Annotated in this window: 1 protein-coding gene; it reads right to left on the bottom strand. The window is 44.4% G+C overall.

The features are described 5' to 3' along the window. The coding region (locus tag R7E00_RS23385; RefSeq protein ID WP_318124623.1) for a cyclic nucleotide-binding domain-containing protein at positions 1 to 1,249 on the bottom strand (1,249 nt) is incomplete at its 3' end. Between the last annotated feature and the right edge of the window lie 165 nt (positions 1,250 to 1,414).

Genomic DNA, 1,414 nt, shown 5'->3' with positions numbered 1-1,414 from the left:
CAGGTAACGTGCTGTTGAGCTCTTTGACACGTGAGCGCAGTTCCGCAGTCGAGGCTGGCTTGGCGGTTTGAGCTCTGGTTAGAAGCTGAACGCCTTTGATTTGTACTTCTGCTGTCGGAAGTTGAGTTAATAGCCCTTCGAGGGTATGAGTGAGGTTTTCTACACCACGCAAAATCGCAGCTATTGGGTTGTTCAGCTCATGGGCCACGCCCGCAACCAACTGGCCGAGCATGGCCATTTTTTCTCTTTCAATCAGTTGTTGATGAGCAGATTCAAGTGACTCGAGTGTTTTCTGCAATTGTAATTTTGTGTTGATGCTTCTCTGTAATCGGCGATTGAAATGACGAAGAAGTAAGTTCGTAAATAGGGGGAGAAGGTTTGAGTCACTCTGCATTACTTTACGGAACACATTTCTATCAAGTTTAATTACTTCTGTTTCGGTAAGCGTAAGTGCAGTAGAAAAGGAGCATTCCCCAGTCACAAATGACATGCCGCCGACAATGTTCCCTTTGGTATGGCGAACCACTTCTCGCTGCATACCTTGTTCGTCTCTTTTGTAAAGCGCCACTTCTCCGCTGGTTATGAACCATAAAAAGCTGTTAGGTTCCCCTTCAACCGTCAGCAAATGCTCAGGAGAGTAGGTTCGACAAGCTTTTGTTTCGTCATTTTCTTTGAAAAACTGTTGCAAGGCAGAGATTACTTGTTCTGCCAGTTCATTATCAGACATCGAGTGATAGTCGTGTAAGAAACCTGCTTGGTAATTGCTCATCTGATTTTCGATATGAGCACGTAGCAATTTGTGCTGGTCCAAGATTTGGCTATAACTGAGCAAGTCTTCTTTGCAATTACGTAAGATAAACTGCGTCAGCTCTTTTTGAGCCGTATTAAAAAGGACGTTATCTGGTAGAGGCTTGGTCAAACAATGATCCAAACGACCTTCATTGACGGCCGTGAGTATCGCGTCAATATCTGAAGAGCAACTGATGAGAATTTTACGAGCGCGCTCGGTGTGCGGTGTTTTGTCCAGCCCAATGAGAAAATCCACACCATTAAAGTGCGCGTGATGGCTGGCGATCACTAACGCGACAGTTTGTTCTCTTTCTTCAAGATATTCCAACGCGCTTTGCGCTTCTTCTATCGATTCGACAGAAAAAATATCAAACTTGCTAGAGACAGCCGACAGTTCCAATCGAAACTGCTCTGCACTGATTGGATTATTGTCGAGACACAATACAGCGTAACGATTCACAGGTGGTTGAGCTCCGGTTAAAACTTGGCCAAGCAAACTTTATCAATAAAACGGCGTAATGAGTGCGAGCTGCGTATGATTCCTGACTAATGGACTAGAATTAGCATCAATAGTCTGATTTATCTCAATGTTTTATCCGTTATTAGTTTGGGGTAGACTGAGCGC

Origin of the sequence: Vibrio sp. Vb1755, assembly GCF_033338635.1 — a bacterium.
Classification (GTDB): Bacteria; Pseudomonadota; Gammaproteobacteria; order Enterobacterales; family Vibrionaceae; genus Vibrio; species Vibrio alginolyticus.
This window is presented reverse-complemented; position numbering and strand designations above follow the sequence as displayed.